Origin of the sequence: Agrobacterium sp. ES01 (genome assembly GCF_050320885.1) — a bacterium.
Lineage (GTDB): Bacteria > Pseudomonadota > Alphaproteobacteria > Rhizobiales > Rhizobiaceae > Allorhizobium.
In genome coordinates, this window is record NZ_JBNQTH010000003.1 from 545,768 (window position 1) to 569,282 (window position 23,515).

Genomic DNA, 23,515 nt, shown 5'->3' on the forward strand with positions numbered 1-23,515 from the left:
CCTTCATAAAACTCTGGAAATTGCCTCCGACGATCTGCTATAGTGAATACAACGTTGACTTGAGACATGGTTCCGAAGCTTCGCTTCGGGGCCTGTTTTCTTTTGTGTCTGCGGCAAGCGGATGGAAGTGCAAAGGAAGTAAATATGGTTGAAAAGGTACCGATGACGCAGAGTGGCTTTACCAAGCTGCAAGAGGAACTGCGTTGGCGCCAGCAGGAAGAGCGGCCCCGTATCATCGAGGCGATCTCTGAAGCGCGCGCCCATGGCGACCTTTCCGAAAATGCCGAATATCACGCCGCCAAGGAAGCGCAGAGCCACAATGAGGGCCGCATCGGCGAAGTGGAAGATCTGGTCGCCCGCGCAGAGGTCATAGACCTCTCGAAAATGTCCGGCTCCAAGATCAAATTTGGCGCGACCGTCAAGCTGGTCGACGAAGACACGGACGAGGAAAAGACCTATCAGATCGTTGGCGACCAGGAAGCCGATGTAAAGCAGGGCCGCATTTCCATCTCGTCCCCGATCGCCCGCGCCATGATCGGCAAGGAAGTCGGCGATTCCATCGAAGTCGTCGCCCCCGGCGGCTCCAAGGCCTACGAGATCCTTGCGGTCAACTGGGGTTGATGGGAATAGGCAGATCCCAGCCACACCAGAAGTTCGTTTGGTATTTTTTATATGACTGTATCTGTTTGTGTGATCAACATGGATGTCGATGTCGATAGACTCGACCACATGCGAGAACAACTGGCACGATTGGATCTTTCATGGAAACGGTTTCCCGCCATAGTAGGCTGCAATCTGCCTGCAAATTTGCGCGCGGTTTTCCCTTCCGTGAACGAAGGACCACTCACTGCTGGTGAAATTGGCTGTTACGCTAGCCATCTGCAGGTGCTTGAGATGATCGCCGCTGCCGAAGAGGGTGATGTTTTCTGCGTAATGGAAGACGATCTAAAGTTGAGCAAAGAGCTCGCAGATCTATTTAAAAATATCAAAAAACTCCCCAGCGACTGGGAAATTATTCGCTTGAGCAACTCGCCGAAATCGGGATGGCTCAAACGAGTAAACCTGAACGGAGTGGGAGATGTCGTTTCTTATTGGAGAATTCCCACTCTGGCCGGCGCTTATCTGATCAACCGATCAGGTGCACGGAAAATCTTGGCGAAACCCGGCAAGCGTTTACGCGCGATCGATGATGATTTACGTCGCGACTGGCAGTTTGGAATTAAGACCTACGGCATATTGCCGCCACCGGTTGCCACAGCAAGTTTCAAGAGCTCAATCGACAGCATTGCGGCGCGTCCTCAAGAAACGAAAACGCGTCGATTTCGAAGCACCTACCGGGAGAGTGTGGTCGGCATACACGCGCGACTCAACGAATTCGGAATTTCAGGAGCTATCAGTTGTATAGCCCAGGGCCTGTCGTTGAGATTGAAACGCAAGCTCGTAAGGAGCTAAGAGCGCAATTTTTGCGTCCGGTGGCGCGAATTGATTTACCTCATACCAAGTAGATCTTCGTTCTTGCGCGCGCCGAGATTACGATCAAAAAATTCTCCATAGCTGGATAAATTCTCCCTATCTCGCTCAACAATCGCAACAGCCAGAAGCTCAGATTATTTTATGGAAACCACAAACATCAAGGTCATGAGCCGCGCAGCTGGTGGTGACGGAGCACGCGTGCTCGGACGCCAGCTATTGGGTGGCTGGGCCGAAAGCCAGGGTTTGTCTTTCACCTTCGAAGCCGATGCAAAGGATTATGACTGGCTGGTTGTCTATGAAAACATGCCGGCAAGCGCCGGCGAACGCCGCCCGATGCGGATCGAGAAGCTCGCCTGCCCACCTCAAAACACCATTCTGCTGACAACCGAGCCGAGCGCTGTGAAAATCTACAGCCGCGCATACACCCGTCAGTTCGGCCACGTCGTCACCAGCCAGGAACCCTTTGCGCTCCGTCATCCCGGTCGACTGTGGAGCCAGGCTGGTTTGCGCTGGTTTTACGGTGCCGGAGAACATCGCGTCATGACAGCAGATGAAATTGCTGCAGATGATCCGATCAAGACGAAAACCGTATCGACTGTATGCTCGACCAAGCGTCAGGGCCACACGCTGCACCGGCTGCGTTATGATTTTACTCTCTACGCCGCCGACAAGATTACTGAGATGGAAGTATTCGGGCGCGGTCACCGCCCACTTGATGACAAGGCTGAGGCGATCGACGACTATCGCTATCACCTCGCCGTAGAGAACCACATCGCACCTCATCATTTTACTGAAAAACTGGCCGACACTTTTCTGGGGCTGGCGCTACCGTTCTATTTCGGTGCGCCGAATGCCGCAGACTACTTCCCCGAAGAGAGCTTCATCGCCATCGACATCCGCAAACCGGATGAGGCAATTGCAGTCATGAAGGAAGCAATCGCGACCAATCAATACGAAAAGCGATTGCCCGCCATCCGCGAGGCGCGCCGTCGCGTACTGGAGGAACATAGCTTGTTCCCGCTGATCGCCCGGGTCATTGCCTCCAATACTGCAAGTGACTACCGACCAGACACTGACGTGTTGAGAAGCCAACGGGCCGCGCAAAAGTCAGCGCCGATCACTGCCTTGGGCGACCTCGCCTTTCGAGAGGCACTTCACTTCAGAAACCGGATTGCAAACGCCTTCACAAAATCGCCACTCTGAGGCAATTCTGGCTCAGCGCCAGTTCTCCGTGATCCACGGTGTCGGCCGCACATGTTTGTAGAGCTTCTTATACCACGCCCGGACAGGCCAGACGCCGATCTCCGCCTCATCCGGATCCGGCTTGCCGGTAAAGGCGACGACGCGAGTTGCCTCCGGCAGCGGCGCAACCTTGAAGAAATTCATTGGCCATTTCGGCAAAAGCGTGTGCTTGAAGCTCGCGCACCACTCGGCGGGCCAGAAAGACATATCATCGACGACATCGGAGATGAAAACTTGTTCGATGCGGTACTTTGCCTCTATCGCATCGCCGTCGGCGACAAAGTCGTCGAACACGTGGGTATTGCGCCCGACATGCCAGCGAAATACTGAGGTGTTACCTATACCATCTCCAAGCTGTGTCCAGTTTTCGCAAGCGCAATAACGACCGGGCTCGAAATCGAAGAAGGCATCGAGCCCGCCTGTAATGACAACATCCAGATCCAGAAACAGGACATCCCCCTCAAGGTCAGCGAGCGGAGATTGCCAGAGCGATATCTTGCGCCATGGCGTCGTGGATAGCCACTCAGGTATCACAATATCTGGAAGCGGGAAAATCGCGACACCCGCATCAATATTCGAACCATCATCGGTGAAACATACCAGACGTGTAGGTCGCGCTGTATTGCGCTGGATCATAGACCATAACCGATTGACATAATCCGCCGGATATCGGCTTCCCCACTTCATGCACACGATCGTTTGCACAATCTAATTCCTATTGCTGGTCACCGGCACAAAGTTATTCTTTCGCACTTTGCACAAAGATCCGAATCCATAGAGAAACAAACAATTTGCCTCTCCGCTGTACTTCCCGTTGATTCACATTGCTGAAAGATAGTTCTCGGCTGCGAATAAACGAGTGTTATCGCGTGCCATCAGTTGGAAACCTCGGACGGTCGGCGGACGCCTGAGAGCAACCGCAAGTCCGCAGCGAGGTTTGCCAGCCTGTCCGTCGTAGGTTGAATACCGATGAGACGGTTAAGGACATATACAAGCCCCGCCCAAGACATCAACGGCATGCTTACTCCAGAGTCACGCTTTGCCTTCCACCCAGCTGAAACGATTTGGCTGATTAGCGCGCGACGCGCATCGGGCTGCAGTCCACGTTCCTCTAGAAACGGCAAAAGCGCAAAGAACCGATCGTGGTGTTGCTGTTGCACGTTATTGGAAAGGTTCTCGTCTCCTCTTGAACGCAGATAGTAGACATAATCTTCCACATAGGTGAGGCGGGATGCTGCATGCGACAGCCTCAAGGGCAGTGATTGATCCTGAATAAAAACCCGTTCATCGGCACCACCGGCAACCTCCCAAAGTTGGCGCTCACATAAAAATCCCATGCGCACGATCTTTCGCTGAGCGCAGAAGGTCAGAGGGCTGTCAGCAACTGTCAACGCTGCATCGGCGGGAATGTCCAAGCAGGCATCGCTCCGGCGCGACTTTCCAAAGACTAGAGGCGATGACGTCATCGTCGCAGCATCGAGTAAAAAACGCGCAGCGTTCGCCGGCAGCATATCATCCGCATCAACGGCAAGAAGATATTGGCCGGACGCAGCGGCAGCAGCATCATTGAAACGCACTGACGGCCCCCGATTGACGTCACTTGCAATTACTTTCACGCGCGAATCGGCTTTCGCTGCCTCCCTCAAAACAGCCAAAGATGTATCCGTGGAGGAATCGTCGACGAACACGAACTCCATCTTGTCTGCAGGTACGCCGCGCTGACATCGCAGCAGTTCCAGTGTTTCAAGAACCACATCGGCTTTGTTGTAAACAGCTGAGATAAAGCTGATCAGCGGAGTATCCATTGCGTCCCGATATTTGTTAGAAGTGAGTCACCTGCTCCCGCAGTGGAATGTGAGCCGACGCTGTGGATCTCGCGCTTGGGGTAGACGGAGCAAATTCAAACGTCGAAATTGGTCAGCCTTCGAACGGTGGCGATAACAGAAAACGATATATATTCTCCATGCTCATCGATACAAACGAGGAAAAATCGTTTGCAGCGACAATATTCGCTGTTAAGGGCGTTTCAAACCGCTCTATAGCGGCTTCCTAGACGGTCAGGAAGAACAAAATAGCTTGCCGCCAACATGTGCGGCTTCATCGCCTAACAGGATTGCATCAAACATTGTTTCAGGAAACATCGCGCCAGCCCATGAGCACACCCCGCATCCTCCAGCTTCTGCCAGCCCTCGGCGATGGTGGGGTCGAGCGCAGCGCTGTTGAAATGGCGGAGTTTCTGGGCAAGCGTGGCGCCACGAACTGGGTTGCAAGCAGCGGCGGACCGCTGGTCGCCGATCTGGAATCTGCCGGGGCTGACCATATTTTGATCCCCGTTGGGGCCAAGTCACCGATCACGATGATCGGATCCGCTTTCAAAGTAGCACAACTGATCGACCGCGAAAAAATCGACATCGTCCATGCGCGCAGCAGAGCGCCGGCATGGGTTGCCCTGCTGGCTATCCGACTATCCAAACGCAAGCCCCGCTATCTGACCACATTTCATGGCCTTTATGGCCACAAGAGCGGGCTCAAGCGCGTCTATAACGGCGCCATGTTGCGCTGCCCGGTGGTGATCGCCAATTCGAACTTCATCCGCGACCATATCGTCAGTGTTTACGGCTACCCCGCCGATCAGATCATCGTCGCGCCGCGCGGCATTGATCCGGTGGTCTTTGCCCCCGCAGCCATCACATCAGAACAACGACTTTCTGTCAGACGGGAACTCGGTGCTGCCGACGACCAGCGACTGATTGTCATGGTTGGGCGCATCACCGGCTGGAAAGGCCATTCCATCCTGCTCGATGCCTTTGCCAAACTTGCCGATCCCAAGACCCGCCTCGCTTTGATCGGCAGCGGCGATGAAACGACCATCACAAACGCGAAGGCGCAGGCAGAACGACTGGGGATCAAAGACCGCGTGACATTTGCCGGCAGCCGCCGCGACATCGCGACGGTTCTGAGCGCCGCCGACCTTGCCGTCTCCGCGTCCACGCGCCCCGAAGCCTTTGGTCGCGCCGCAATCGAGGCGCAGGCCATGGAGACACCTGTAATCGCCACCAATCACGGCGGCAGTTGCGAGACTGTATTGCATGGTGAAACCGGCTGGCTGGTGACGCCAGGCGATTCCGACGCCATGGCCTCGGCTCTCAGGCAAGCCCTTGCAGATCCAGCGCGGCTTGCAAGCATGGGACACGCAGCGCGCGCCCATGTTCTTGCTCACTTCACCACGCAGTCGATGCTCGAAAAGGAATATTCAGCCTATGAGCGCGTCATGAGCGAGCCACTGAAGGGATGAGATGACCTCTAATCGCAAACCGACAGTCTGGATCCTCACCGATGGCAAGGCCGGCGATGAACAGCCACTGATTGGTATCGCCGAGGCGTTGGGCGTCGAGCCACAATTGCGTCGCGTCCGGCCCCGCAAGCCCTTCACCTGGCTGATGCCCTGGGGACCGATTGATCCCCGCGATGCACCAAAGCGGCCGGGATCACCCATTGAGCCGCCCTTCCCTGACATCTGCCTTGCAACCGGCCGTCGTGCGGTTGCCTATCTCAGAACGTTGAAATCCGCATCGCCGAAAACGCTGACAGTCTTCTTCAAGGACCCGCGAACGAAAAGTCACGGCGCAGACCTGATCATCGTCCAGCGCCACGATGAGATGCTGGGCGACGACGCTCTGCAGGTGACGACCGCCCCCAATCGCTTGCCCGCCTCCAGACTGGAAGCGATCCGACAAGCGCCACCGCATGACCTTGCCGCCTTGCCGCATCCCCGCATTGCCGTGCTTGTAGGGGGCAATAGCCGCCATCACGAGTTCACGGCATCCGACATTGACAGGCTGATAGATGGTTTGTCTTTAAGATTGAGCGCTGGCTTCTCGCTCATGATCACCGCCTCGAGACGGACACCGGATACGTTGAAGACGCGTCTTGACATGCTCGCAGATCAAGACGCCGTACAGTACTGGACGGGTGAAGGTGAAAATCCGCTCGCCGCCTATCTGGCACTGGCCGACGAGGTCATTGTCACGGCCGATTCCACCAATATGGTCGGCGACGCAGCAACCACAGGAAAGCCGATCCAGGTGTTCCATCCAACGGGCGGCCATCCAAAGATCAACCGCTTCATCGAGGCCCTCAAAGGCGAAGTGACTATCGGTACCTTTCCAGACGGTCCCGCGTCCGGAGACTACCCGCCCGTCAATTCCACGGCACTGATCGCCGACAATATTCTGAGCCGATTAAGAACACTGGCATCCTGATCTGCCCCCGCTCAGATATCGACCAACCCCAATCTCTTGACCGGTCGGATCGTCAACATTGTCTTGACGGTATCCACGGTTTCATTCGCTGTCAGCACTTCAATCACGAAATCTTGAAACTGCGTCAGGTTCTCCGCGACGCAATGCAGCAGAAAGTCGCTTTCACCGGAGACCATCCAGGCCTGACGCACAAGCGGCCATCCTTCGGTTGCTGCAGCAAAGGATTTCAGCTGGGCTTCAGACTGGTGCTTCAGCCCCACCGCACAGAATGCGACCAGGTCATAGCCAAGCCTTCGGGCATTCAATGCTGCGTGATAGCCCTCGATTATGCCGGCTTCTTCCAGCTTTCGCACGCGTCTGAGACATGGCGGCGCCGAGATGCCGACACGTTCAGACAACTCGACATTGGTCATGCGCCCGTCGTGTTGAAGTTCTTTGAGAATTTTCAGATCGATTGCATCCAGCTCGGCGCGCAACAATGGGGAGGCCTTTCTCACGAACTGCGTTTGGAACCCAATACCCTAAGGCGTGATTTCCGCAACAATATGACTCACTTGCGTACAATTATTACGACGCAGGCGGTTTGTCTTGTGGCTTATGCACGGCTGGCCTTGAATATTTGCAGAGATCAACCGTAAATGGCGCAACCGTTGCGCCAAGACCATGGCCGCCCCATCTCTGGACAATCCTCAGCCAGAGTTGCGCAGATTGAAAGGACAAACGTCATGACTGCCCGTCACACGAAGGTGCTGATCATCGGATCCGGCCCGGCAGGTTATACCGCGGCCATTTACGCAGCCCGCGCCATGCTAAAGCCCGTGCTCATTGCCGGCATGGAGCAGGGTGGGCAGCTCATGATTACAGCCGACGTCGAAAACTATCCAGGCTATGCCGACCCGATCCAGGGACCGTTCCTGATGGAGCAGATGCTCAACCAGGCAATCCACGTTGGTGCCGAGATCGTCAGTGATCTGGTCACCGAAGTCGATATGGCCCGCCGCCCCTTCACGGCAAAGACCGATAGCGGTGCGGTGTGGACCGCCGACACGCTTATCATTGCAACCGGTGCCAAGGCCAAATGGCTCGGCATCGAGAGCGAGCAACATTTTCAGGGCTTTGGGGTCTCGGCCTGCGCCACCTGCGATGGCTTTTTCTATCGCAACAAGGATGTGATCGTGGTCGGCGGCGGCAATTCCGCTGTCGAAGAAGCACTCTATCTGTCCAACATCTGCAAATCTGTCACTGTCGTGCATCGCCGTGACAGCTTCCGTTCGGAGAAAATCCTGCAGGAGCGCCTGTTTGCCAAGGAAAACATCAAGGTGATGTGGAACACCGAAGTGGCCGAAATCACCGGCGAACCGGCCAAGGCTCCGATGCCGCCATCTGTCTCGGGCGTTCGGCTCAAGGACACGGTGAGCGGCACCATCACCGACATGCCGATCGACGGTGTGTTCGTGGCGATCGGCCATGCTCCTGCGGTTGAACTGTTCAAAGACAAGCTCAAACTGAAGCCGAATGGCTATTTGTGGACGGCCCCTGACTCCACCGCAACGGATGTCGAGGGCGTTTTTGCCGCCGGCGATGTCACCGATGACATCTACCGCCAGGCCGTGACAGCCGCCGGCATGGGCTGCATGGCAGCGCTTGAAGTCGAACGTTATCTGACGGCTGTGGAAACCGTTAAAGAAGCGGCAGAGTGACATCATGAGAGGTGTAGGCATGCCACTCGACTGGGACAAGCTGCGGATCTTCCACGCCGCCGCTGAAGCAGGTTCGTTCACGCATGCCGCTGACAAGCTGCATCTGTCGCAATCAGCCATCAGCCGCCAGGTCAGCGCGCTGGAGATGGATATCGGCGTCAAGCTGTTCCATCGCCACGCGCGCGGTCTCATTCTCACCGAACAGGGTGAGCTTCTCTACCGAACGGCGCATGACGTCCTGCTGAAGCTCGAAACCGTCAAGATGCAGTTGACGGAGACAACAGACAAGCCCAGTGGCAAGCTGAGAGTGACAACCACCGTTGGTCTCGGACAGGGCTGGCTCACGGACAAGGTACAGGAGTTCCTGCAGCTCTATCCGGACATGTCGATCCAACTGATCCTCGACAACGAAGAGCTGGACGTCAATATGCGACATGCCGACTGCGCGATCCGCCTCAGGCAGCCGCAGCAGTCGGATCTGATCCAGCGCAAGCTGTTTACCGTGCACATGCATGTATATGCAGCGCCCTCCTACATCAATCGCTACGGCGAACCGCAGTCGATCGAGGATCTGGACAACCACCGCATCATTACCTTCGGTGAGCCGGCCCCCAACTACCTGCTCGACGTCAATTGGCTGGAAATTGCAGGCCGCACTTCGGATAATCCGCGAGCGCCCCACCTGCAGATCAACAGCCAGACATCGATCAAGCGCGCCTGCCTGCTCGGCATCGGCGTCGCAATGATGCCCGATTACATCGTCGGACGCGATCCCGGCCTCATCCAGCTGGCAATTCCCGCTGACATTCCCTCCTTTGACACCTATTTCTGCTATCCGGACGAGATGAAGAATGCGGCCAAACTCAAGGCTTTCCGCGATTTCATCGTGTCCAAGGCCCGCAACTGGAGCTTCTAGGAAGCATGCGTACAAACGAGCAAAACGTCGATACGCATCCCTAGGGTTGTAATTCTGGAGCATTTCTACAGGTCTGCGTTGAACGCATGACAGACATGCACAAAAAAGCATTGTTCGCTGCACAAAAAACCACCATATCGCACTCAGCTGATGCACATGGTGGCTTACCTCCCAGTTCCACCGCAGCAGCTGTTCCCCTCTGGAGGTTTTTAACCTTCAAACTTATAAGGGCCCTGGATTTATCCGGTGGCCCTCTTTTTTTGCCTTGTGCCCGGCAGATGCTCGGTCGCCGACAGGTGCTTTCCAATCGCGACGCTCACATCATAGTGTATTGACCTATCCCTTGGTGGATAGTGTTGACTAGCGTGCCTGTCGCAACGGGTAAGAGGCGCATGCACGATATTCTGAAAGCACTGGCGCATCCGGTCCGCATGGACATCTTGCAGTGGCTGAAAACACCGGAGCAATTCTTTGGTGAACAGGCGCGACCATTTAGCGACGGCGTCTGCGCCAGACAGTTCGAACGTTGCGGTTTGTCGCAATCAACCGTGTCTGCCCACCTCACAATCCTGTTGCGCGCCAATCTTCTGACATCGACAAAATTCGGTCAGTGGGTCTTCTACAAGCGCAACGAAGACACTATCTGCAGTTTCCTGCAGGACATGCAGAACAGTCTCTGACCCCCGCTGCCCCCTCCGCGGGCAAGCGTTACCCCAAAGCCCGACAGTCTGCGCCGGACGAGCAAAGGATTTACTATGCCCAGCCTCTACGACCCGATCACCCTTGGCGACATTTCACTGAAGAACCGCGTGGCAATGGCCCCCCTCACCCGCAATCGTTCTCCGGGTGCCGTCCCCAACGACCTCAACATGGCCTATTATGAGCAGCGCGCATCAGCAGGCCTCATCATCACGGAAGGCACGCCGATTTCCCAGCAGGGTCAGGGCTACTCGGATGTTCCCGGCCTTTACACACCGGAAGCCATTGAAGGCTGGAAACGCGTCACGGACGCGGTCCACACGGCAGGCGGAAAGATCGTCACGCAGATGTGGCATGTCGGACGCGTCTCGCACACGGCACTTCAGCCGAACAATGCAGCACCGGTCGCCCCGTCGGCGCTGAATGCGAATTCGAAGACCTTTATCGTCAATCCGGACGGCACAGGCTCATTTGAAGCGACATCCGATCCCCGTGCACTGGAGCTGTCGGACATTGCCGACATCATCGAGGACTATCGCAAGGCCACACGCGCCACCAAGGAAGCCGGCTTCGACGGCATCGAGATCCATGGGGCCAACGGCTATCTGATCGACGAGTTCCTGCGCTCCGGCAGCAATCACCGCACCGACCAATATGGCGGCTCGATCGAAAATCGCGTCCGCTTCGCGCTCGAAGTCGTCGATGCGGTCGCTGGCGAAATTGGCGCGGGCCGCACCGGTATCCGCATTTCTCCGGTAACCCCCGCCAATGGCGCTGCCGACCCCGACCCGCAGCCGCTGTTCAACCACCTCGTTTCCGAACTGGCCAAGCGCAACCTCGCTTTCATTCACGTGATTGAAGGGGCGACTGGCGGTCCCCGTGACTACCAGCAGGGCGATACACCGTTCAATTGGGACGAACTGCGCGAAACCTACCGCAAGGCCGGTGGCACCGGTGCCTGGATGGTCAATAACGGCTACGACAAGGATATGGCGGAAGAGGCTGTGTCATCTGGCAAGGCTGATATCGTTGCCTTTGGCAAACTCTTCATCGCCAACCCGGATCTCGTTGAACGCTTCAAGAAGAATGCGCCTTTGAACGAGCCTGTGAAGGAAACCTTCTACGGCGGTGGTGCACCGGGTTACACCGACTATCCTTCGCTATCTCAATAATCACGACCGAGTGGCTCCCGGCGTCAGTTTCACCGGGAGCCGCACGTCCTTTGTTCCGCCGATGCAAGAGCAGAATTCGCCAGCGAAGCAGGTTACGGCCTCGTTTCCAGACAGTTGAAATCAGCAAGCGTTCGACGCACGGCATCGTCCAGCGGCGTTCGCGGTTCCTCGCCCAGAACGGCAATGAGTTTGTCGTTGGGCATGCGCAATTTTCGCTGCCACAGATAGCGCATTTCCCATAGTTCGCGGAAAATCCCGACGAACGGTCGCGCCAGGCGCACCAGCCACCATGGAAAGCGCTTCACTTTCAAGGCGGGCTTTCCTGTGACCCGCCGGATCGCTTCGGCCAGTTGCAGTCCGTCGTGGTCCCAAAATCCCTCGAAATGATACCGCGCGAAATCGGGTAAAACGCTGTTGGCTTCCAATAAGCGCACCATGGTTTCGGCAAGATCCGGAAGATAGGCCCATTGGTGACCAATTCCCGTTGTGCCCGGCACGGTGATGGAGTCGACCGGCTCTCCCGATTTGACCATCTGGGCAAACCAGTTGTTTCCGGCAGAAGGCCCAAAGAAATCACCGGCCCGTACGATCAGGACTTTGACACCCTGCTTTGAAGCAGCTTCCAGCCGCGCCTCCATCTCGACCCGAATGCCGCCCTTTACGGTCGTCGGATGCTGCGGGCTGTCTTCTCTGATCAACGGCCACGCATCCGGACCGAAGTTATAGACCGTTCCCGGAAGAACAATCCGGGCCCCGACAGCCTTGGCAGCCGCGATTGTATTGTCGATCATCGGCAACACTAGTGCCCCCCAATTGCGGTATCCGGGCGGATTGACGGCATGAACGATGATTTGCGCGCCATTGGCGGCGGCAATCACATCGTCGCGGTTCATGGCATCGCCCTTCACCCATTCATATTCGGGCTTTCGGTCAGCCATGACGGATCCGTTCCGGTGCATCGCCCGCACCTGATAGCCTCTGGACGCGAAGGCCTCAGCAACCGCGCCGCCGATACCGCCCGTCGCCCCGAGCACAAGCACCGTGCCCTGCGGTTCATTCCGGATCGTCTGTATGGAGGAATTTTCAACTGTGTGGGACATGACGCCCTCCCCTTGTGGATATGGCGTGATTGTCCTCGATCCGAGCGCTAACCAAAATTGCGGAAATAATTATATCTGATATACAAAAATACATGAGCGATACGACCGGCAACTGGGACCTCTACAGAAGCTTTCTGGCCGTCCATAAGGAAGGCTCCCTATCGGCTGCCGCGCGCTCTCTTGGTCTTACCCAACCGACCGTCGGGCGTCATATCGACCAACTCGAACGGTCTGCAGGAACGCCCCTGTTCATCCGTTCGTCGCAAGGGCTTCTGGCAACGGAAACCGCGCGGTCCATGTTACCTTATGCCGAAAGCATGCGATCGGCCGCCGCCGCCCTGTTGCGCACGGCAAGTTCCAGCAACAGTTCACCGGAAGGTCGTGTCCGTATCAGTTGCAGTGAAGTCATGGCGGTCGAGGTCTTGCCCTCGATCCTCGCCAACTTGCAGACACGCTATCCAAAGCTGGTCGTGGAACTGTCGTCCTCGGACGCGCTGGAAGATCTTGGCCGACAGGAAGCCGATATCGCCGTGCGCCTGGTGAAGCCAGTTCAGGCAGCACTTGTCAGTAAGAAGATCGGCGCAATCCCCTTGGGCTTTTTTGCCCATCGCCGTTATCTCGACGCCTGCCCTGCCCCGCGAAATCTGGCCGAACTGCAAGACCATCGCCTGATCGGATTTGATCGTTTTCTAACTTACGTTCGAACTGCATTGAAAGACGTCCCCGCACTCGACAACATCGACTTCGCATTCCGATCGGACAGCAATCTTGCCCAACTGGCGATGATCCGGGCCGCAGGCGGCATAGGCATTTGTCAGGTTCCGATCGGCCTGCGCGCACCTGATCTTTTAGAGGTATTGCCGGACCAGTTTCCTCTGGCTCTGGAGACCTACGTGGTGATGCACGAGAACCTGAAGACAAGTCCGCGCTGCCGTGTCACTTTCGACGCACTGGTGGAAGGACTGATCGCTTACAGGGCCATCGCCTTGGACCGCTAGCTGTCCGGGCTATCCACAATCTCGACTTCGGGACGGTCACCGCCATCGGAATGTTCCTGGTGCCACCGGCCATTGGCATCCTGATAGCTGATCTCGACAGCCTCGTCGCCAACCTGCTGTTCCAGACTGACAATCCGTGCGGCAGCCAAGGCATCGTCATGACTTGGAAATGTCTCCGAATAGACGCCGTCCAGCCGGTAGGCCCAGCCTCCATCGTGTTGCACGATCTGGTAAGTGACCTTGGTCATGATGCGCCTCCCGTGGCCGAACCTGTTGTTTTGAACACTCTAAAACTATCTCATCAATCGCCTTCGACTGCAATTAGGACGGAACAGCTTGAAGGGCTAAAGGCTTTACATAGAATGCCCGCCAGACACGCCGTGAGTCCACGCCCAGCAAAAGGAACAGAAGAACCGTGCAGATCCTGAAGCAGGAACGTCTCATCGGATTGGCTATTCTCGCCGCCATCATCGGATTTTTCTTCGAACATCACGTTCTCGAAGCTGGCCAGATAGCCTCACTTCTGGGGGCCGCCTTTCTGATCGGCGCCATCATGCTGGCCTCGATGCGCGTTGCACATCATGCCGAAGTCCTGGCGGCCAAGGTTGGCGATCCCTATGGCACCATGATCCTGACCACTTCGGCCGTCGCCGTGGAAGTCCTCATTCTGGCAATCATGATGCGCAATGACGGCTCGCCGACACTGGTGCGCGATACGATCTATTCAGCCGTCATGCTCGATATCAACGGCATCCTGGGCCTCGCGGCACTTCTGGGCGGTCTCAAACACGGAGAACAACCGTATAATGACGATTCCGGCAAGACCTATGGCGTGATGATTTTGACCGCGATGGGGATTTCCATGATCGTGCCGGAATTCGTGCCCGATGCGAAATGGCAATACTATTCCGTCTTCACCATCATCGCGATGATTGCCCTTTACGGACTGTTCCTGCGCATGCAGGTCGGAACCCACAGTTATTTTTTCAGCTACCGGTACCCTACCCGCTCGCGGGAAGAAAAAGAGGCAGAACACGGTACAGAAAGTGATGAATCGGCAACCGTAGCGATTGTCGTCATCATCGTCGGCGTCCTTGTGATCGGTGCACTGGCCGAGATGATGTCGGTCTTCCTCAACACCGGCCTTGAGGGCACGGGCGCGCCTCCGGCCTTGGCTGCCATCATGGTGGCCGCCATCTCAGCAGGCCCGGAAATCCTGGCCGCTCTGCGCGCTGCCCTGCGCGACCGCATGCAGGCAACCGTCAATATTGCCATGGGTGCTTCGCTTTCCACTGTCATCCTGACAGTGCCTGTCATGGAAGCGATAGCACTTTATACGGGCCAGCCTTTCATCATGGCGATGACCCCTGCTCAGACTGTCATGGTGGCGATTACACTTGTGGTTGCCGCAATCAACCTCAATGACGGGGAAACCAATGCGATTGAGGGCATGACCCACTTCGTGCTGTTTGCAACGTTCATAATGCTGTCGTTTTTGGGTTTATAGATCCTGGATCGGATGGCGAATCCATCCGGAACCTTTCCCGCTCCCAGCCGTTTTTTCATCGGCGGATCTGTAACGGTATATGGGTTCGCTGTTCTCATGAAATTGAGTGGCACATCTGCAAAGGCAGGTTGCCCGATCCAAATCGGGAGCGGATATCTTGAAAAGGTTGGACGTCATCGACGGTATGCGAGGATATTTCCTCGTCTTCATGTTGATCAATCATCTGGTCTTTACCGGTGGCCTCTGGCTTGTCCAGATCAACCACCGAAATTTGGCATTTGTCGAAGACGCACAAGGGTTCGTTTTCCTGTCTGGTCTGCTGACCGGCATGGTCTATTCGCGCAAGATGATGAAGAGCGGATATGCGGAAGGTCGCGATCGGCTCTGGTCGCGCGTGCTGGAACTCTATCGCTATGCGATGGGCATCATTCTGTTTGTACTCGCGGTTCAACTGGTGCTGCCGGGCGCTGCTGAATACTGGCATAACTGGACGGGCGGCAGCCAGTTGAACGACCCATTGCGTCTGGCAACCATCGCCACCTTCCTGTTCCAGCCCACGTTCATGGACATCCTGCCACAATACATCATCTACATGGCGTTTGCGCCCTTCGTGATTGCGCTTTGCCTCGAAGGCAAATGGAAGTCGGTCGCTATCGGCTCGCTGCTATTATGGGTCACCGCCCAGCTCGGCCTGCACAGGGTGCTCACATATCCGATCAACGACTGGCTGGCCGCCACACCGGAAGAAGAAGGCATCCGCGCCAGCTTCAACCTGTTCGGCTGGCAGGTCGTGTTCTTCTCCGGCATCGTGGCTGGAACGCTCGCCTCCATGAAGACCGTCGAATGGAGCAAGGTGTTTTCGCCCGACAACACCTTCCTTGCGAAGATGTCGCTTGCCGTCGTGCTATTTTTCATGCCGCTTCGCATCATGACCGCCCATGGCCTGATGCCCGGTTTTGTGCTGGAAAAATTCGGCCTGATGGAAGTGCGCGCTGACTTCGGCCCGGTCTATCTGTTGAACTTTGCCGCAGTCGCATACGGTTTCGCCTGGCTGCTGATCGCCGGACCACGCCATCAGAGCCCGGTCATTCAGAAGATTGCCGCCGGAATGACGACGGTCTTCTCCTTCAGCTATCTTCGCCTGCTTGGTCGCCACTCCCTGCAGATCTATGTCTGGCACGTGCTGCTGGTCTATGGCGTGCGCTACCTGGATGGCCGTGTCGGCGAAATGTCGGAACTGACCAAGACCGCGATCACGCTGTTCTGCCTGGCCCTTCTCAGCCTTCCCGCCATCTGGCGCGAGCGCGAAAAGTTCTTCGGCAACAAGGAAGACAAGGCCAACATGGTTCCCTTCGGGCCGCCCAGACGCCCGATGCAGGGACCGGTGCAAAGAATGACCGGCTGATAGCATTACCGGCGGGAGGCCAAGGGCCGATTGGCCTGACCATCTTCCACAATCGAAAAGGGCGGGATGACATCCAAGTCATCCCGCCCTATTCAGTTTAATGGCGATAACGCCCAGATCTTACTTCAGCGACGCGCAGAAACGCTGGATGCGATTGCAGGCCTCTTCCAGGTTTTCCGTGGATGTCGCGTAAGAAACACGGAAGTTCGGGCCAAGGCCGAAGGAGGAACCGTGGACGGTCGCGACACCTTCGGCAGCCAGCAGTTCCATGACGAAGTCTTCGTCCGTTTCAATTGTCTTGCCCGATGGTGCGGTCTTGCCGATCAGGGCTGCGCAAGACGGATAGACATAGAAAGCGCCTTCAGGCTTGGGGCACACAATGCCGGATGCCTGGTTCAGCATCGACACCACCAAGTCGCGACGCTCTTCAAAGGCCTTGCGCGATTCCTTGATGAAATCCTGCGGTCCGTTGAGCGCTTCGACAGCCGCCCACTGGGCAATCGAGCACGCACCTGATGTCTGCTGCCCCTGGATCATGTCCATGGCCTTGATCAGCTGTTCAGGTCCCGCTGCATAGCCGATGCGCCAGCCGGTCATGGCATAGGCCTTGGATACACCGTTCATGGTCAGCGTGCGGTCGTAGAGACCGGGCTCGACCTGAGCCGGCGTGTAGTAGACGAAATCACCAAACACCAGATGCTCATACATGTCATCGGTCAGAACCCAAACGTGAGGATGCTTCATCAGCACGTCGGTCAGGGCTTTCAACTCTTCCTTGGAATAAGCCGCGCCAGACGGGTTCGATGGCGAGTTGAACATGAACCACTTGGTCTTTGGCGTAATCGCCTTGTCCAGCTCTTCTGCCGTCAGCTTGAAATTATTCTCAAGCTTGGTCTCGATATAAACAGGTGTGCCACCGCAAAGCGCGATCATTTCCGGATAGGACACCCAGAACGGAGCCGGAATGACAACTTCATCGCCAGGATTGATTGTCGCCATGAAGGCGTTGAAAAGAATCTGCTTTCCGCCAGTTCCGACGATCACCTGGCTCGGCTTGTAGTCCAGTCCGTTTTCACGCTTGAACTTGGCCGCGATCGCCTCGCGCAAAGGCGCAATGCCGGCAACCGGCGTATATTTTGTCTCGCCGCGCTCGATGGCCGCAATGGCTGCGTCCTTGATGTTTTGAGGCGTGTCGAAGTCAGGCTCGCCAACGGAGAGCGAAATGACGTCTTTTCCCTTAGCTTTGAGGTCGCGGGCCATCTGCGTCACAGCGATGGTCGCGGAAGGCTTGATACGGGAAAGTGCGTCGGCAAGAAAAGCCATGATCAATCAGTCCTGAAGCTTGTTGAACGGTGTGGAACCATAAGAGGCTACAGGTTCAAGCTCTATGGCCAATTCGCCCCGCTCTTTCAAGCATAAATGCGTCATCGAGACATATCCCGGCCGATAGATTTTTTAAGGTTCCGTTAATATTCGGGTAAAACCTTGAGATTACCGTAAGCATGGCGAAATTCACTGCGGCATAGAGCGGAGTGCGAAAAATGACGGAAAGTCTTTACGCAAATCTCGTGCGCGATCCTGATGGTGCGTGGTCGACAGCTTATGGCCCTTTCATCTTGCGCAGCGCCCTGCAGCCGATCTTCCGTAGAACATCGGCAGGAATGCTGGCCATCGACGGTTTTCAAGGGCTGGTCCGCGCCGAAAAGAATGGTGAACCGCATTCACCCTCGCAATTTCTTCCGCTCGTCGAAGAGCAAGACCATCCCAGGGTCGACAGCTTGCTGCGCGCCATCCATATCCTGAATACTGGCCTGCTGGCACGTTCACCCAACCGTGTCTTTGTCAGCTTTACGCCGGACCATTATCCCGATGCAGACAGTTTACGCATCGAGACAGAACATCTGCGCCTGGCAGCCCACGAAGCTGGCCTTCCAACGGAAAGCATCATATGTGACATTTCCTTCACGCTCGGCAGATCCGCAGACATGCGCAAGGCAACGATCGACGCCTTGCGCAATGCAGGTTTTTCCATATCGCTCTCCGATTACGGCTCCGGTGACGAAGACATTGAACGGGCCGTAGCGCTCAATCCGACTTGCGTGAAATTCGACGGCTACTGGGTCCGCAACTACATGCACAATCCGGCGGGCCTGGCACTTTTGAGGGTCGCAGTCCGCCAGTTCGTCAAACAGGGGATCGAGCCTCTGTTCGAGAGACTTGAGGAAATGTGGCAGGTTGAACTCTGCGAGGAAATCGGTGTGCCCTTGATGCAGGGCTATGCCCTTGCCCGCCCCCAACTTGTCCCCACAAATTTCAACGCCCAGTTCCCGGAACACCCGCAACCGTTTCCAAGAGCCATTGGCGACACAAACACCGGTATCTCCGCGCCAGATCAGCATCGCCCGCATCCGGTTTTCGGTAAACGTCAGGCGTGACCGTTTCAACGGTTGCCGCGCGGCCAGCGCTTGCAAGCGCTGCGGTGTCGCGCCTGTGACGCGCGTCAACTTTAAGCCACAATAAAAATCCTATCCTGCCTCCGTTCTGTCCCTCTGCAGTCTCTTTGAGAGGGTTGAATTTCGCGACATGTTCGCGGACTGGAGGGGTAAGATATGTTTATCGACGACGAGGAAGACAAAGCGCGTAGCGCGAGGCGTCAGATGTTTCACTGGATGCGTCGTGCGACCTTGGCGGTTGCCGCAATCACGCTGATGTTCGCAGGTCTCTCCGCTGCCGCCCACGCCGAGACACAGCCCGCGCAACAGGCCCCGACGGAAATTGCTGCACTTGTGCGACCCAATGACATGAGCTCGGGCGCGCTGCTGTTCCCTTCCAGAGAACCCGGATTCTTCGTCGAAGCACCGCGCCTGAAAACCGATGTATCAATCGATGTCACCGGCCCCGTTGCCAGGGTCAAGGTTACCCAGCGTTTCGAAAATCCGAGCAAGGGGTGGGTCGAGGGAACCTATGTCTTTCCCCTTCCCGACGATTCGGCCGTAGACCAGTTGAAGATGCAGATCGGCGACCGCTTCATCGAAGGCAAGATCAAGCCGCGTGAAGAGGCACGACAGATCTACGAAAAGGCAAAGCAGGAAGGCAAGAAGGCAGCGCTCCTCGAACAGCAGCGCCCCAACATCTTCACCAACCAGGTCGCCAATATCGGCCCGGGCGAGACCGTGGTCGTTCAAATCGAATACCAGCAGACGGTCCACCAGTCGGGCGGCCAGTTCTCACTGCGTTTCCCCATGGTCGTAGCACCCCGCTACAATCCACAGCCGATCGTCCAGCAGGTCGAGTTCAACAATGGCAGCGGATTTGCAGTCCCTCAGGATCCGGTCCCGAACCGCAAGAAAATCGAAGCACCCGTCCTGGATCCAAGCGAGAATGCCAAGATCAATCCTGTTTCCCTCACCGTCGACCTGAAGGCAGGATTTCCGCTTGGCGACGTGAAATCCCCCTTTCATGAGATCACCGTCACTGAGGATGGAGCCGCCAAACGCAAGATTACGCTGAAGAATGACAAGGTGCCTGCTGACCGCGACTTCGAACTGACATGGAAAGCCGCTCCCGGAAGCACACCCGGCGCGGGCCTCTTCAAGGAAATGAAGGACGGCAAGACCTATCTTCTGGCCTTCGTCACCCCACCGGCAACGCAGGATGCGTCAGCCCCGAAGCCCGCTCGCGAAGTCGTCTTCGTTATCGACAATTCAGGCTCCATGTCCGGTCCGTCGATCGAGCAGGCCCGCCAGTCACTGGCACTTGCCATTTCGCGGCTCGGCAACGAAGACCGCTTCAATGTCATCCGCTTCGACGACACCATGACCGACTTCTTCGGCGGTCTGGTGCCCGCAACCGGCGACAATCGTGAAAAAGCCATCGCCTATGTGAACGGCCTTGAAGCCCAAGGCGGTACGGAAATGCTGCCCGCGCTGCAAGATGCATTGCGCAATCAGGGCGCAAAGGACCCGGATGCATTGCGTCAGGTCGTGTTCCTGACAGACGGTGCCATCGGCAACGAAGCGCAGCTCTTCAGCGAAATTTCCGGCAACAGGGGTGATGCCCGGGTCTTTACAGTCGGCATCGGCTCCGCACCCAACAGCTATTTCATGACCAAAGCCGCAGAAATCGGCCGCGGCACCTTCACCCATGTCGGTTCCGAACAGCAGGTCGCCGAGCGCATGGGCGAATTGTTCAAGAAGCTCGAAAACCCGGTCATGACCGATATTCGCGCCGACTTCGAAAATGCCACGGCGCAGGACATCACCCCAGACCCGATTCCCGATCTCTATGCCGGTGAACCTGTCACACTGACGGCTGAGATCGATGGCACGGCGACCGGAAAGCTCCTGATCGTCGGCAAGACAGGCGCCCAGCCTTGGCGCGTGGAAATGGACATCGCCAATGCCGCCGATGGCCAAGGCATTTCCAAACTCTGGGCACGCCGCAAGATCGACGATATCGAGGCCCGCGCCTATGAGGCCGAAGATCCTCAAGCGACCGACAAGGCCATCGAGACCGTCGCCATGGCCCATCATCTGGTCTCGCGCATGACAAGCCTCGTTGCAGTCGACGTCACTCCATCGCGGCCCACGGATCAGCCATTGGCCTCGACAGAGGTTCCTCTGAACCTTCCTGCAGGTTGGGACTTCGACAAGGTGTTCGGCGAAAGCATTCCGGCAGTCCTCCCCGCCCCCGGCGATGACAAGGCCATGCTTGCGCCGCCATCGGCGCAATACCGGATGATGGCACAGGCCGCAGCCAACAACATGGCAGCTGCCCCCACCCCCGCAGCCGCGAGCCTGATTGCCAGGGGCGCAGCAGGCATTGCCTTGCCTCAGACGGCGACTATGGCAGACCAGCGCATCATGCTCGGCATCTTGATGATGGTCTTTGCCTTGATGGCAGCAGCCGGCATGGCTTTGTGGCGCCGCAGCTGGAAGGACTTCGTCCGGGCGGAGGCGCGTCGCCGTGGCGTCTGAAAGAACCAAAAGCAATCCACCCCACCTCTGGCAAAGGCTGAGCCCTACAGAGCGGCTGGTTGCGGCGCTGATTGCGGCTGTCGCTCTGGGTGGTCTTCTGCTCATCGCCGACGGCCTCTACATGAAGGCCAAGGCATCGCTGTCGCAGGTTTTGTTGAACCGCAGCTTCAACGCAGAACTGGCCGGCGATGCCGGTGCCAAGCCCTGGAGTTGGGCGGATTTTTCCACAGATGCGCGGATCGTCGCCCCCAGACTGGGAAAGTCAGCCATTGTCCTTTCCGGCGCAACTGGCGAAGCGCTCGCCTTTGGTCCCGCGCACCTCAACGGAACACCAGAGCCCGGGGACGAAGGAACCGCCGTGATTGCCGCCCACCGCGATACGCATTTCAGCTGGCTGAAAGACGTCGAGCCTGGAGACTTGCTTGAAGTCGAACGCGGCGATGGAACGATCCTGACCTTCCGCACCTCAGGAAGCCGGATCGCCCGCTGGGATGAAAGCGGCATAGATCCCCAAGCCTTCGGGCACAACCTGGCCCTCACCACGTGCTGGCCCTTTGGTGCCACCGAGCGCGGCCCCTTGCGCTACATCGTCGAAGCCAGCCTGATCGAAACCACGACACGGAAAACGAGCGAATTATCAGCGAATGCGACACGGTACCGGTGAGATTTTCCGCACAAGCAGCATACGTCGCAGCAGCCAATGATTGCACAAGCAGCGGATATAGGCGCACCGAAACGGACAAAACGGCATTGAAAATGCGCGAAAAGCGCAAAAAAATGAGCCTCCCACGAAAAAGCGATTCTGTCTCTCGGACTGCCCGATGCCCGTTTATGGTGCAAACTAGATCGCCAACGATATGGTTTTGGGCAATGATATGCCTCAGATACAGGCAAATCGGATAAATTCTTTTATTTCAACATTATCGAATATAATAAGGGGTCTTTTGGCAATAAAACTTTTGCTTGCCAAGTTGGAATAAACCTATCAATCTTTCCATGTTCGGGCAGATAACGAGCATGGGAAGACCTATAATTAATGCGCTCCGGATACGCGAAAAATGTTCCGGGCAGCCGGCTGAAGAAAGGACGAATAGTCCTTCAAGTAATGGCCACTGCGGTAACAAGGATCCTTTCCTCAAAATCCGAATATGCCTGTCACAACCCGAATAGGGTGAACGAAGTAATGCTGTCCATATATCGGACGGAGATAAAAGGACCTGACGCATGGCCGAAACTGGCACTGTAAAATTCTTTAATACCGACAAAGGCTTCGGCTTCATTAAGCCGGACAATGGCGGCGCTGACATCTTTGTACATATTTCCGCTGTACAGGCTTCCGGACTGACCGGTCTTTCTGAAAATCAGAAAGTAAGCTTCGACACGGAACCGGACCGGCGCGGCAAGGGCCCGAAGGCTGTCAATCTGCAGGTTGCAGACTGAACCTTCTCCCTTACATTGAATACTCGCGTTTCGGCCCGGCATCATTGCCGGGTTTTTTTATTCAGACTGCATTCAGGTTGGCGCCTCTATTTTGCTCTCATCGCCTTTCACAATGGAAGTCGAACGTGAAAGGTCAGAGGAAGGCTAAGCCATGATCAAATTCGCAAAATTCGCCCTCGTTTCGGCAGCCCTCGTCACCGCTGCTGTATCGACAGCAAGCCCGGTCCTCGCCGGCGGTCGTCACCATGACCGTTACGAGCGTCCCCGCCATCACCGCTCCAACAATGATGCAGCTGTCCTCGGTCTCTTCGGCCTCGCAGCCGGCGCAGTCGTCGGCGCGGCCATTGCCAGCCAGCCGCGCTATGTGGAACCGGGCCCGATCTATGTCGAGCCGGACTTTCCGCCACCGCCACCCCGTGCCTATCGTCCGGCACCCGTTTATGCCAACGAATATCCATCCGCATCTTATCGCGGCGATCTCGAGCCGTGGAGCCCGGAATGGTATCGTTACTGCTCGGATCGTTACCGCAGCTTCAATCCACGCAGCGGCACCTTTATTGGCTATGACGGCCGCAGCCATTTTTGCTCAGCCGGCTGATACTGAAGAAAGGCGCTGGAATTTCCG

General features: G+C 56.6%; 23 protein-coding genes. 17 read left to right on the plus strand and 6 right to left on the minus strand.

What is annotated here, in order from left to right; genetic code table 11:
• Positions 1-144 precede the first annotated feature (144 nt).
• The 3 genes from greA to ACQQ2Q_RS11850 all read left to right on the plus strand — a co-directional run bounded on the left by greA (position 145) and on the right by ACQQ2Q_RS11850 (position 2,676).
• Entirely contained in the window at positions 145-621 is a 477-nt protein-coding gene (gene greA, locus ACQQ2Q_RS11840; protein WP_428187265.1) for a transcription elongation factor GreA, read from the plus strand.
• A 51-nt stretch (positions 622-672) separates the two neighbouring features.
• Complete coding sequence (locus ACQQ2Q_RS11845) at positions 673-1,452, plus strand: glycosyltransferase family 25 protein (protein ID WP_428187266.1); 780 nt, start codon at positions 673-675, stop codon at positions 1,450-1,452.
• Between the two features lie 162 nt (positions 1,453-1,614).
• Positions 1,615-2,676: a glycosyltransferase family 10 domain-containing protein gene (locus ACQQ2Q_RS11850; RefSeq protein WP_428187267.1), complete on the plus strand. Its 1,062-nt coding sequence runs from the start codon at positions 1,615-1,617 to the stop codon at positions 2,674-2,676.
• 12 nt (positions 2,677-2,688) lie between these two features.
• On the opposite strand, the gene ACQQ2Q_RS11855 is transcribed toward ACQQ2Q_RS11850, so the two are convergent.
• Both ACQQ2Q_RS11855 and ACQQ2Q_RS11860 read right to left on the minus strand, forming a co-directional pair.
• The gene (locus ACQQ2Q_RS11855; protein ID WP_428187268.1) at positions 2,689-3,351 is read right to left on the minus strand and encodes a hypothetical protein; all 663 of its coding nucleotides are present in this window, start codon (positions 3,349-3,351) and stop codon (positions 2,689-2,691) included.
• Between the two features lie 239 nt (positions 3,352-3,590).
• Positions 3,591-4,520, minus strand: coding sequence for a glycosyltransferase family 2 protein (locus tag ACQQ2Q_RS11860; protein WP_428187269.1), 930 nt, complete (start codon positions 4,518-4,520; stop codon positions 3,591-3,593).
• A gap of 347 nt (positions 4,521-4,867) precedes the next feature.
• On the opposite strand from ACQQ2Q_RS11860, the gene ACQQ2Q_RS11865 reads away from it, so the two are divergent.
• Together ACQQ2Q_RS11865 and ACQQ2Q_RS11870 are read left to right on the plus strand one after the other, a co-directional pair.
• Positions 4,868-6,010: a glycosyltransferase family 4 protein gene (locus tag ACQQ2Q_RS11865; protein ID WP_428187270.1), complete on the plus strand. Its 1,143-nt coding sequence runs from the start codon at positions 4,868-4,870 to the stop codon at positions 6,008-6,010.
• A gap of 1 nt (position 6,011) precedes the next feature.
• A complete protein-coding gene (locus ACQQ2Q_RS11870; RefSeq protein WP_428187271.1) occupies positions 6,012-6,977 on the plus strand; it encodes a mitochondrial fission ELM1 family protein in 966 nt (321 codons plus the stop codon).
• Between the two features lie 11 nt (positions 6,978-6,988).
• Here ACQQ2Q_RS11870 and ACQQ2Q_RS11875 read toward each other — a convergent pair whose 3' ends face one another.
• On the minus strand, positions 6,989-7,456 hold the full coding sequence (locus tag ACQQ2Q_RS11875) for an Lrp/AsnC family transcriptional regulator (protein ID WP_428187505.1): 468 nt from the start codon (positions 7,454-7,456) through the stop codon (positions 6,989-6,991).
• Between the two features lie 246 nt (positions 7,457-7,702).
• On the opposite strand from ACQQ2Q_RS11875, the gene trxB reads away from it, so the two are divergent.
• The 4 genes from trxB (at position 7,703) to ACQQ2Q_RS11895 (ending at position 11,464) form a co-directional block, all read left to right on the plus strand.
• Entirely contained in the window at positions 7,703-8,677 is a 975-nt protein-coding gene (gene trxB / locus ACQQ2Q_RS11880) for a thioredoxin-disulfide reductase (protein WP_428187272.1), read from the plus strand.
• 19 nt (positions 8,678-8,696) lie between these two features.
• The gene (locus ACQQ2Q_RS11885; protein ID WP_428187506.1) at positions 8,697-9,593 is read left to right on the plus strand and encodes a LysR family transcriptional regulator VtlR; all 897 of its coding nucleotides are present in this window, start codon (positions 8,697-8,699) and stop codon (positions 9,591-9,593) included.
• A gap of 392 nt (positions 9,594-9,985) precedes the next feature.
• On the plus strand, positions 9,986-10,273 hold the full coding sequence (locus tag ACQQ2Q_RS11890; RefSeq protein WP_428187273.1) for an ArsR/SmtB family transcription factor: 288 nt from the start codon (positions 9,986-9,988) through the stop codon (positions 10,271-10,273).
• A 75-nt stretch (positions 10,274-10,348) separates the two neighbouring features.
• On the plus strand, positions 10,349-11,464 hold the full coding sequence (locus tag ACQQ2Q_RS11895) for an alkene reductase (protein ID WP_428187274.1): 1,116 nt from the start codon (positions 10,349-10,351) through the stop codon (positions 11,462-11,464).
• Between the two features lie 92 nt (positions 11,465-11,556).
• Here the strand turns inward: ACQQ2Q_RS11895 and ACQQ2Q_RS11900 are convergent, their stop codons facing one another.
• The gene (locus ACQQ2Q_RS11900) at positions 11,557-12,564 is read right to left on the minus strand and encodes an NAD-dependent epimerase/dehydratase family protein (protein ID WP_428187275.1); all 1,008 of its coding nucleotides are present in this window, start codon (positions 12,562-12,564) and stop codon (positions 11,557-11,559) included.
• Positions 12,565-12,656: 92 nt separating this feature from the next.
• Here ACQQ2Q_RS11900 and ACQQ2Q_RS11905 point away from each other — a divergent pair, with 92 nt between their 5' ends.
• Positions 12,657-13,562, plus strand: a complete 906-nt coding sequence (locus ACQQ2Q_RS11905) for a LysR family transcriptional regulator (RefSeq protein ID WP_428187276.1) — start codon at positions 12,657-12,659, stop codon at positions 13,560-13,562.
• Here ACQQ2Q_RS11905 and ACQQ2Q_RS11910 read toward each other — a convergent pair.
• Positions 13,559-13,810: a DUF2188 domain-containing protein gene (locus ACQQ2Q_RS11910; protein WP_428187277.1), complete on the minus strand. Its 252-nt coding sequence runs from the start codon at positions 13,808-13,810 to the stop codon at positions 13,559-13,561. The genes ACQQ2Q_RS11905 and ACQQ2Q_RS11910 overlap by 4 nt on opposite strands.
• A 176-nt stretch (positions 13,811-13,986) precedes the next feature.
• Between ACQQ2Q_RS11910 and ACQQ2Q_RS11915 the strand changes: the two genes are divergently transcribed.
• Both ACQQ2Q_RS11915 and ACQQ2Q_RS11920 read left to right on the plus strand, forming a co-directional pair.
• Positions 13,987-15,069 carry a calcium:proton antiporter gene (locus ACQQ2Q_RS11915; RefSeq protein ID WP_428187507.1) on the plus strand — a complete coding sequence of 361 codons (1,083 nt, stop codon included), beginning with the start codon at positions 13,987-13,989 and terminating at the stop codon, positions 15,067-15,069.
• A 157-nt stretch (positions 15,070-15,226) separates the two neighbouring features.
• A complete protein-coding gene (locus ACQQ2Q_RS11920; protein WP_428187278.1) occupies positions 15,227-16,474 on the plus strand; it encodes an OpgC family protein in 1,248 nt (415 codons plus the stop codon).
• A 120-nt stretch (positions 16,475-16,594) separates the two neighbouring features.
• Here ACQQ2Q_RS11920 and ACQQ2Q_RS11925 read toward each other — a convergent pair whose 3' ends face one another.
• On the minus strand, positions 16,595-17,797 hold the full coding sequence (locus ACQQ2Q_RS11925) for a pyridoxal phosphate-dependent aminotransferase (RefSeq protein WP_428187279.1): 1,203 nt from the start codon (positions 17,795-17,797) through the stop codon (positions 16,595-16,597).
• A 218-nt stretch (positions 17,798-18,015) separates the two neighbouring features.
• Here ACQQ2Q_RS11925 and ACQQ2Q_RS11930 point away from each other — a divergent pair, with 218 nt between their 5' ends.
• From ACQQ2Q_RS11930 to ACQQ2Q_RS11950, 5 genes are all read left to right on the plus strand, one after another.
• Positions 18,016-18,909 (plus strand): EAL domain-containing protein, encoded by an 894-nt coding sequence (locus ACQQ2Q_RS11930; protein WP_428187280.1) that lies wholly within the window; start codon positions 18,016-18,018, stop codon positions 18,907-18,909.
• A gap of 174 nt (positions 18,910-19,083) precedes the next feature.
• A complete protein-coding gene (locus tag ACQQ2Q_RS11935) occupies positions 19,084-21,450 on the plus strand; it encodes a marine proteobacterial sortase target protein (protein WP_428187281.1) in 2,367 nt (788 codons plus the stop codon).
• Positions 21,440-22,114 (plus strand): class GN sortase, encoded by a 675-nt coding sequence (locus ACQQ2Q_RS11940; RefSeq protein WP_428187282.1) that lies wholly within the window; start codon positions 21,440-21,442, stop codon positions 22,112-22,114. The genes ACQQ2Q_RS11935 and ACQQ2Q_RS11940 overlap by 11 nt, the downstream gene beginning before the upstream one ends.
• A gap of 560 nt (positions 22,115-22,674) precedes the next feature.
• Positions 22,675-22,890, plus strand: a complete 216-nt coding sequence (locus ACQQ2Q_RS11945) for a cold-shock protein (RefSeq protein WP_428187283.1) — start codon at positions 22,675-22,677, stop codon at positions 22,888-22,890.
• Positions 22,891-23,041: 151 nt separating this feature from the next.
• The gene (locus tag ACQQ2Q_RS11950) at positions 23,042-23,488 is read left to right on the plus strand and encodes a BA14K family protein (RefSeq protein WP_428187284.1); all 447 of its coding nucleotides are present in this window, start codon (positions 23,042-23,044) and stop codon (positions 23,486-23,488) included.
• Positions 23,489-23,515 lie beyond the last annotated feature (27 nt).

What these genes read in the sequence shown, in the direction of transcription:
- ACQQ2Q_RS11865 (WP_428187270.1), top strand. Translation starts at nt 4,868, where the DNA reads ATGAGCACACCCCGCATCCTCCAGCTTCTGCCAGCCCTCGGCGATGGT.
- ACQQ2Q_RS11900 (WP_428187275.1), bottom strand. Translation starts at nt 12,564, where the DNA reads ATGTCCCACACAGTTGAAAATTCCTCCATACAGACGATCCGGAATGAA.
- ACQQ2Q_RS11870 (WP_428187271.1), top strand. Translation starts at nt 6,012, where the DNA reads ATGACCTCTAATCGCAAACCGACAGTCTGGATCCTCACCGATGGCAAG.
- ACQQ2Q_RS11910 (WP_428187277.1), bottom strand. Translation starts at nt 13,810, where the DNA reads ATGACCAAGGTCACTTACCAGATCGTGCAACACGATGGAGGCTGGGCC.
- ACQQ2Q_RS11885 (WP_428187506.1), top strand. Translation starts at nt 8,697, where the DNA reads ATGCCACTCGACTGGGACAAGCTGCGGATCTTCCACGCCGCCGCTGAA.
- greA (WP_428187265.1), top strand. Translation starts at nt 145, where the DNA reads ATGGTTGAAAAGGTACCGATGACGCAGAGTGGCTTTACCAAGCTGCAA.
- ACQQ2Q_RS11855 (WP_428187268.1), bottom strand. Translation starts at nt 3,351, where the DNA reads ATGATCCAGCGCAATACAGCGCGACCTACACGTCTGGTATGTTTCACC.
- ACQQ2Q_RS11860 (WP_428187269.1), bottom strand. Translation starts at nt 4,520, where the DNA reads ATGGATACTCCGCTGATCAGCTTTATCTCAGCTGTTTACAACAAAGCC.
- ACQQ2Q_RS11850 (WP_428187267.1), top strand. Translation starts at nt 1,615, where the DNA reads ATGGAAACCACAAACATCAAGGTCATGAGCCGCGCAGCTGGTGGTGAC.
- trxB (WP_428187272.1), top strand. Translation starts at nt 7,703, where the DNA reads ATGACTGCCCGTCACACGAAGGTGCTGATCATCGGATCCGGCCCGGCA.
- ACQQ2Q_RS11945 (WP_428187283.1), top strand. Translation starts at nt 22,675, where the DNA reads ATGGCCGAAACTGGCACTGTAAAATTCTTTAATACCGACAAAGGCTTC.
- ACQQ2Q_RS11890 (WP_428187273.1), top strand. Translation starts at nt 9,986, where the DNA reads ATGCACGATATTCTGAAAGCACTGGCGCATCCGGTCCGCATGGACATC.
- ACQQ2Q_RS11925 (WP_428187279.1), bottom strand. Translation starts at nt 17,797, where the DNA reads ATGGCTTTTCTTGCCGACGCACTTTCCCGTATCAAGCCTTCCGCGACC.
- ACQQ2Q_RS11930 (WP_428187280.1), top strand. Translation starts at nt 18,016, where the DNA reads ATGACGGAAAGTCTTTACGCAAATCTCGTGCGCGATCCTGATGGTGCG.
- ACQQ2Q_RS11935 (WP_428187281.1), top strand. Translation starts at nt 19,084, where the DNA reads ATGTTTATCGACGACGAGGAAGACAAAGCGCGTAGCGCGAGGCGTCAG.
- ACQQ2Q_RS11845 (WP_428187266.1), top strand. Translation starts at nt 673, where the DNA reads ATGACTGTATCTGTTTGTGTGATCAACATGGATGTCGATGTCGATAGA.
- ACQQ2Q_RS11895 (WP_428187274.1), top strand. Translation starts at nt 10,349, where the DNA reads ATGCCCAGCCTCTACGACCCGATCACCCTTGGCGACATTTCACTGAAG.
- ACQQ2Q_RS11950 (WP_428187284.1), top strand. Translation starts at nt 23,042, where the DNA reads ATGATCAAATTCGCAAAATTCGCCCTCGTTTCGGCAGCCCTCGTCACC.
- ACQQ2Q_RS11905 (WP_428187276.1), top strand. Translation starts at nt 12,657, where the DNA reads ATGAGCGATACGACCGGCAACTGGGACCTCTACAGAAGCTTTCTGGCC.